General features: G+C 61.3%; 6 protein-coding genes and 1 pseudogene. 5 read left to right on the top strand and 2 right to left on the bottom strand.

What is annotated here, in order from left to right; translation table 11 throughout:
* From ACIQUI_RS27505 to ACIQUI_RS27485, 5 genes and pseudogenes are all read left to right on the top strand, one after another.
* Positions 1-183 (top strand): annotated as a pseudogene (locus ACIQUI_RS27505) (hypothetical protein); the annotation flags it as partial.
* An 11-nt stretch (positions 184-194) separates the two neighbouring features.
* The gene (locus tag ACIQUI_RS27500; RefSeq protein ID WP_403204049.1) at positions 195-1,154 is read left to right on the top strand and encodes a PDR/VanB family oxidoreductase; all 960 of its coding nucleotides are present in this window, start codon (positions 195-197) and stop codon (positions 1,152-1,154) included.
* Between the two features lie 111 nt (positions 1,155-1,265).
* On the top strand, positions 1,266-2,510 hold the full coding sequence (locus tag ACIQUI_RS27495) for an OprD family porin (RefSeq protein ID WP_403204047.1): 1,245 nt from the start codon (positions 1,266-1,268) through the stop codon (positions 2,508-2,510).
* A 21-nt stretch (positions 2,511-2,531) separates the two neighbouring features.
* Entirely contained in the window at positions 2,532-3,833 is a 1,302-nt protein-coding gene (locus ACIQUI_RS27490) for an MFS transporter (protein ID WP_403204045.1), read from the top strand.
* A gap of 76 nt (positions 3,834-3,909) precedes the next feature.
* Entirely contained in the window at positions 3,910-4,569 is a 660-nt protein-coding gene (locus tag ACIQUI_RS27485; RefSeq protein ID WP_403204043.1) for an NIPSNAP family protein, read from the top strand.
* Here the strand turns inward: ACIQUI_RS27485 and ACIQUI_RS27480 are convergent.
* A complete protein-coding gene (locus ACIQUI_RS27480) occupies positions 4,536-5,507 on the bottom strand; it encodes a ketopantoate reductase family protein (RefSeq protein ID WP_403204041.1) in 972 nt (323 codons plus the stop codon). The two genes, ACIQUI_RS27485 and ACIQUI_RS27480, sit on opposite strands and share 34 nt — an antisense overlap.
* 161 nt (positions 5,508-5,668) lie before the next feature.
* Positions 5,669-6,880 carry an MFS transporter gene (locus tag ACIQUI_RS27475; protein ID WP_403204039.1) on the bottom strand — a complete coding sequence of 404 codons (1,212 nt, stop codon included), beginning with the start codon at positions 6,878-6,880 and terminating at the stop codon, positions 5,669-5,671.
* Between the last annotated feature and the right edge of the window lie 400 nt (positions 6,881-7,280).

Here is a 7,280-nt window from a genome sequence, read left to right as displayed (position 1 = left end):
GTCAATGTCACCGTGCGCGCCGCGCAGAACATCCGCGAGTTCCGCAAGGAAAGCCTCAAGCATTACAGCGCCGACCTGACCTACACCCTGGTGCGTGTCGAAGGCGGCTTCAGGATCCACCGCAAGGTGATCAGCCTGATCAACAGCGACGATACCCTCGCCGGTATCGGTTACATCCTCTGAAGGAGACGATCATGCACGACCAACTGCTCGATGTGATCGTCCATGCCAGGGAGGTACAAGGGGGCGATGTGGTCGTCCTCGAACTGGCTGCAGTCAACGGCCAGGCGCTGCCGCGTTTCGCGGCGGGCGCCCATGTCGACCTGCACCTGGGGCCCGATCTGGTGCGGCAGTATTCACTGTGCGGCGATCCCGCGCAGACCAACGTCTATCGCCTGGGGGTGCTCAAGGACAATCAGTCCCGAGGCGGCTCGGTGGCGGTACACGAGCAGTTGCAACCCGGCACGGCGATGCGCATCAGTGCGCCACGCAACCTGTTCCCGCTCGCCTGCGACGCCAGGCGGTCGATTCTGCTCGGTGGCGGCATCGGCATCACGCCGATGATCGCCATGGCTCACGCCCTGCACGCTCAGGGAGCGCCGTTCGAACTGCACTACCGCGGCCGTTCGCGCAGCCGCTGCGCCTTCGTCGACGAACTGCTGAACGCGCCATTCGCCGCCAGTGTATTCACCCATTTCAGCGATGAAGGCGCCGATCAGCAACTTGACCTGGCCCGCGTGCTCGGCCCGGCCACCCCGGGTGTCCACCTCTACACCTGTGGCCCGTCAGGGTTCATGGACTGGGTGATCGAAGGCGCACGTCTGCAGGGTTTCGATGAGCAGCATATTCACCACGAGTACTTCCAGGCCGAGGTCGATACCTCGGGGGACAGTTTCGAAGTGGTCGCGGTGCGCAGCGCCAGGACCGTGCAAGTACAGCAAGGGCAGACGCTGGTCTGCGCCCTGCGTGAGGCGGGTATCAAGGTCGAGGTGTCGTGCGAACAGGGTGTGTGCGGCACCTGTCTGTGCGATGTGCTCGAAGGCGAACCTGACCATCGCGACCAATACCTGACCGATGAGGAGAAACAGAGCAACGAACAGATCGTACTGTGCTGTTCCCGGGCGCGCGGCAAGCGCCTGGTGCTGGATATCTAAAACAACAAAAACAATACGTGACGGACAAGCGGGCTACAGACCTGCAGAGCGCTTCTGCCCAGTTGCATGACTGCCCAGACCTTGTACTGATCACTTTTCCAGGATTACCCCATGGAACTCAAATGGCCGTTGCATGCGAAATCGTTTTGCCTGTGTGCAGGCATCGCACTACCCCTGACCGGCTTTGCCGACGTGGTCGATGACAGCCACCTGTCGCTGACTTTGCGCAACCTCTACCTGAACCGCAACTTCACCAACGCCGGCGCGCCGGTGTCCAAAGTCGGCAACTGGTCGCAGGGCTTCGACCTGCAATTCGAATCGGGCTACACCGATACACCACTGGCAATCGGCCTCGATCTCAATGGACAGTACGCCATCAGGCTGGACTCGACCGGCAATGACGGCTCCCTGCCCTTCAGTCGGCATGAACAGAAAGCAGCTGATGACTATGGCCGCGCCGGTGCGACGCTCAAGCTCAAGTATGCCAAGACCATCGCCAGGATCGGCGACCAGAAACCCAACTATCCGGTTGCCTCCAATGATCCAAGCCGCCAACTCGACACCATCTACCAAGGGGCGGTGATCGAGTCTCGGGACATCGACAACCTGACCTTGGTCGGCGGACGCTTCTGGTCGATCGTTACCCGCGAATCATCCAACCACGAGCGTTTGTACCGCTACGGTACCAACGACAGCCTGGACAGCGACGGTCTGGACTTCGTCGGCGCCACCTATGCACTGACCCCGGACTTGCAGGCCAGCTATTTCCATGGCGTGCTCAACGACATCTACAAGCAGGATTACGGCGGCATCAAGCACACCCTGAAGTTCGCCGACGGTTACCAGCTTAAAACCGACATCGGCTACTTCAACAACCGCGAGGACGGTGCTGCGCGCAGTGGCCCGGTAGACAACCAGGCGTATTTCGGCCTGCTCACCCTGGAAAAAAACGGCCACATGGTCGGCGCCAGCTACCAGCGCATGACTGGCGACACAGTGTTCCCGACCCTCAACGGCTATGTGCCGCAGGGGTACCTGCCGAACTGGGCCGGCTTGCCGTTCATCCGCCCGGATGAGCGCAGCTGGTCGGTCCGCTATGGCTACAACTTCGCGGCAATGGGTGTGCCCGGGCTGAAACTGTTCACTCGCTACATCAAGGGGACGGATATCGACCGTGGCGCCGGGCTCTCGCGGGACCGGGAAAGCGAGCGCGACATCATGCTCTCCTATGTGGTTCAGGGCGGTGTACTCAAAGATCTCGGCTTCGAACTCAAGAACATGAAGACCCAGACCCGATACGGCAATGACTACGACGAGTTCCGATTGATCACTACCTACACCTGGAAGTTCTGGTGATGGTCTGCAAGGAGATGGCTCATGACTAACCTCAACACCAGCATCACCCGCGACACCGACCCGAACACCATGCGCCGCATCGTCGTGGCCTCGGTGCTGGGTAATGCCCTGGAATGGTATGACTTCTTTCTCTATGGCACGGCAGCTGCGCTGATTTTCGCGCCGTTGTTCTTCCCGGTCGGGACCGACCCGGTGCTTGGCACAATGGCCTCGTTTGCAGGCTTCGCCGTAGGATTTCTCGCTCGCCCGCTGGGCGGGCTGATATTCGGCCATATCGGCGACAAGGCCGGGCGCAAGAAGGCGCTGGTGATGACCCTGGCGATCATGGGTGTGGCCACCTTCGCCATGGGGCTGCTGCCCACCTTCGAACAGGTCGGCTACCTCGCTCCGGCCTGCCTGGTGATCCTGCGCGTGCTGCAGGGCGTCGCCTCGGGCGGTGAGTGGGGCGGCGGCGTGTTGCTGCTCAGCGAGAACGCACCGAAAGACCGCGTCGGTTTCTATGCGGCCTGGAGCCAACTGGGCGTATCGGGCGGCTTCGTGTTGTCGGCTGCAGCGTTCTATCTGGTACAGATGCTGCCCCAGGACGACATGATGAGCTGGGGCTGGCGCGTGCCGTTCCTGGCCAGCATCCTGATCTTCGGCGTCGGTGTGTACATCCGCCGGCGCCTGCCGGAAAGCAAGGAGTTCGTGCAAGAGCAGGCACAACAGGATCAGCCGGAACACATACCCGCGATGGAGGTGTTGCGCAAGCACCCCAAGGCAGTGCTGCAAGCCATGGGCCTGCGCATCGCCGAGAATGGCAGCGCCTATCTGTTCCTGGCCTTTACCATCGCCTATGCCAAGTTCACCGGCCTGGACACGCAGCTGGTACTGGCCAGTGTCATGGTGGCAATGATCGTCGAGGCCGGCACCATCGTGTTCTGGGGCTGGCTGTCAGACCGCATCGGCCGCCGTATTGTCTATGCCATAGGCTCTGTCGGCTTGATGCTGCTGGCCTTCCCGTTCTTCTGGATGCTCGATACCCATTCGGCAGGCTGGGTCTACCTGGCGGCGCTGCTCGGCATGGCCTTCTGTCATGGCGCAATGATCGGCACCCAGCCGGCACTGATGGGCGAGCTATTTCCGGCCAAGGTGCGCTACTCCGGATTGGCCATGGGCCATGAGATCGCTTCGATCTTTTCCGGCGGCCTGGCGCCACTGGCTGCGACCGCCCTGTTCAGCCTCTATGACTCGGCCTGGCCGGTATCCGTCATGCTGATCGTGATGGGTGCCATCACCACGGCCGCAGTAATTTCAATACGACCCAACCAGCAGCCGGGCTGACAACTCTTCATTTTGCCCCGGGCTTTCCCGTGCGGGGGGAGCTCGGGTCTTTTTATGACTACTCAGAGAAAATGCAATGCCTCACTTTCCCCCCTCGCTGGAAACACCCGGCACCGACCTTTATGAGCTGATCCGCTTCACCCTGCGCGTGCGCACACCAAGCCAGGCCCTGCCGCGTCTTGAGTCGGCCCTGCAGGATGCGCTGGAAGGCGTGGAGCTGGTCGGGTGCTGGCTGTCGGAAATCGGCCCGCAGAACACGATTGCTGTCATGCGCCGCTTCAGCAGCCTGCAGGTCCAGGCGGCGGAGCGTCAGCGAGTACTGCTGGCGGCTGACGCCTTCGGTATCGGCGACTTCGTCCTGGAACAGACCATGGATGACTACCGACTTTTTCCGTTCCTCTCACCGTTGCTGCCCGGGCCCCACGGCCCGTTCTATGAGCTGCGCGAATACGACCTGGTACCGTCCGGTGTCGCGCCTACATTGGCGGGCTGGCAGAAAGCGGTCAGCGCGCGCACAGGCGAGCCCTACTCTGCCGTTTACGCCGCGTTCTACGCAACCAGCGGACGGATTCCGCGCTATCTGCACATCTGGCCTTACGCCAGCCTCGAACAGCGGCTAGATGTCCGCACCCGTGCAGTGCGTGACGGCGTCTGGCCGCCAGAAAATTCGGCGCCGCAGCTGCAGAAGATGAACTCGGTGGCTTATCTTCCTGCAGCGTTCTCACCGTTGCGTTGAGGCTGGACAGTGTCCTGGCGGGCCTGGACACCTCGCCCGATACGCCGCAACAACGCGTCAACCGAGGCCAGCGCCGGGACCTCAAGAGCATGACGTGCAGCATGACCGAGCAGTGCACCCGACAACGCATCGACTTCGATCCGCCGGCCATGCTCGACATCCTGCAGCATCGACGGTTTGTGCGTGGCGTGCACCACGAATGCCTCCTCGATGCCGGCCTGGATTCGCTGCACGTTTACAGCGACACCCACCGCCCAAGCCACGCTCACTGCCTCACGGACCAGTGCGAAGACCTGGCGGCGATGATCGCGATGCAGTGCCACCTCCCCGACAGTGGCGCCTGTTAACGCACAGACCGAATTGAGCGCAGTGTTGAACACCACTTTCTCCCAGATCGTGACGTCGATGTGCGGATCGATCAGTGACTGCAATCCGCCTCTGCACAACTGCTCGACAAGCTTGTCCAGACCTCTGGCTGGTGCAACCCCGACACCTCGCATGCGTACCTGGGCTTCACCCAGGCTGCGTACGACTCCTGGCGAAACGACGTCAGCTGGGTAGAGGGTCATGCCCATGGCCAACTGATCGTCGGGAATGTACTCGCGCAGCACAGGCAAGCTGTCGAGCCCGTTCTGCAGCGTCACCACCAGCGTCGATGCACTGACCAGATGCAGGCATGAGGTAATGGCCTGGCGGGTGTGATAGCTCTTGGTGAACACGATCAGCACGTCCATCACCGCGTGTACCTCATCGCAGGTTGCCACCTGTGGCCAGTAAGTCCGCTGGCCGTGCTGGTCGTGCAATTTCAGACCCGATGAACTCAGCACCTGCAGCAAGGCTTTATCCACATCGATGAGGGTCACCTCTGCGCCGGCGTCGATGAGCCTGCAGGCAAACAGGCTCCCCATTGCGCCGGCACCAATGATCGCAATTTGCATAGGCCTCGCACCTTTGATTGTTGTCCCGACCAGTGTCAGGCATCGACGCCGGGCAGATTTGTCTGAGCTTGCCGCCCCTTTGTGAGTGCCTGCCAAGCGTACAGCAATGAAAAAGGCCCGTCGGGATCACACCCGACGAGCCATTTTCCGTTGTACTGATATCAGGTTCGAGGCATCACCACGCTTGCCTCAGGGTTATCGGTCTTCTTTGACTGCTGGGCCTTCAGCACAGCCGCACCGTAGATCAGCAGGACGCTGACCGAACAGGCGCCCGAGAACAGCAGCACGGCAGGGTAGCCATAGGCCTCGATCAGCAATCCGCCGACCGCCGGTCCTACCGCAGCCCCGATCGACAGGCACAGCGCACCCAAGGCAACCAGCTTGCCCGACAGATCGAACTCGGCCATCAACCCGAAGGTATATGCCAACACGAAGCTGATCGAGAACAGCATGCACATCGCACCGATTACGTAGGTGGTCAACGAAGCGAACTGTCCGAGCATGACCAGGCCTGCCACCTCGGCACAGACGACGACCGCCAGCGGCAGGAAGCGGCCGGCTTTCAGGCCGATCGACGAGGCCACGAAACCACTGCCCGCGTTGATGACGAAACCGACACCCAAAACCGCCCCGATGGTGTCCGACGACAGGCCGGTTTTCTTGCCCAACAGCTCCAGAAATGCCCACACGGACATGATGCCAGTCAGAAACACAAGGCTTGCAATCAGGCTCAACCAGACGATCACACGGTTCTCAGCAGCAACAGTTGGCTCCGGCCCCGTCAGCACCTGCGAGACTCGCTGACTGCGTCGTGGCACCCAGGGCAGCGGGACAACACCCATCAGCACCATGGCGATGGCCAGGGTGACGATCATGCCCTGGAACCCCCAGAGCGGCGCCACGGCTACCGGCAGGAGAGTGAGCAGGATCGCGCCCGGGATGGTTTCCATCCCCAGCTTGAAGCCAAAGGCCCGCTCTGGCTGGACACTGTCACCGAAGATGGTCATGGCCAATGCGTAAAGAGCCCCGGTACCGGCACCCGCCAGCGCCATGACCATCAACAGGGTTTCGTAGGGCGGATCGGTCAGCATGCACAGCAGCGCGGCAACCACCAATACCGATGCGCTGAGTGAAATGACTCGCCAGCTGACGCGCCGGATCCATAACAGCGATGCCAGGCCCAGCACACCGAACCCCAGATTCATGGCCATCGCCAGGCTACCCAACTGGTTCTCGCCGAACCCGTAACGCTCTGACAATGCACCGAACAGCAGCGGCAGTACATTGAGCAGCAAGGCTCCACCGGCAGACACGAGCCCGGCACAGATATACACGGAGGTTCTATCGATAGGATTGGATATTGTTGTTTTCATGATTTTATCCTGGCGTGGTGTAGCAAATAGTGACTGCGCTGCTCCCCCTTGCGAAGGTCGCATCGCCCTCGTCTTTCGCGCTGGTGCGCCAGGACGCAAGCCCGCCGCGCTGCCACGTTGACGATCCTCAAAGTGTGCAAGCCTTTGGCCGGAACGGCATGTTCAACATTGCCGGGCTTTTGGCCAAGCCTGCCAAGCGGCATGTCCGAACCGGACACCCGGACGCTGCCGTTGCACGGCCCTGAATCCCCCCTGAAGCGGCTGCAAAGACCCGCTTTGCAGCACACCACGTTCGTGACTATTTCGGGATAGCCGCCCGCTCAGGCCGTTCCCTAACATCGTAAATGCCATACGCACACACAACGGTGCGTAGTCGCATGCGCCCATTCCAGCTACCGAG

This window comes from Pseudomonas sp. NPDC090592 (assembly GCF_044769185.1).
In the GTDB taxonomy this organism is placed as follows: Bacteria; Pseudomonadota; Gammaproteobacteria; order Pseudomonadales; family Pseudomonadaceae; genus Aquipseudomonas.
This window is presented reverse-complemented; position numbering and strand designations above follow the sequence as displayed.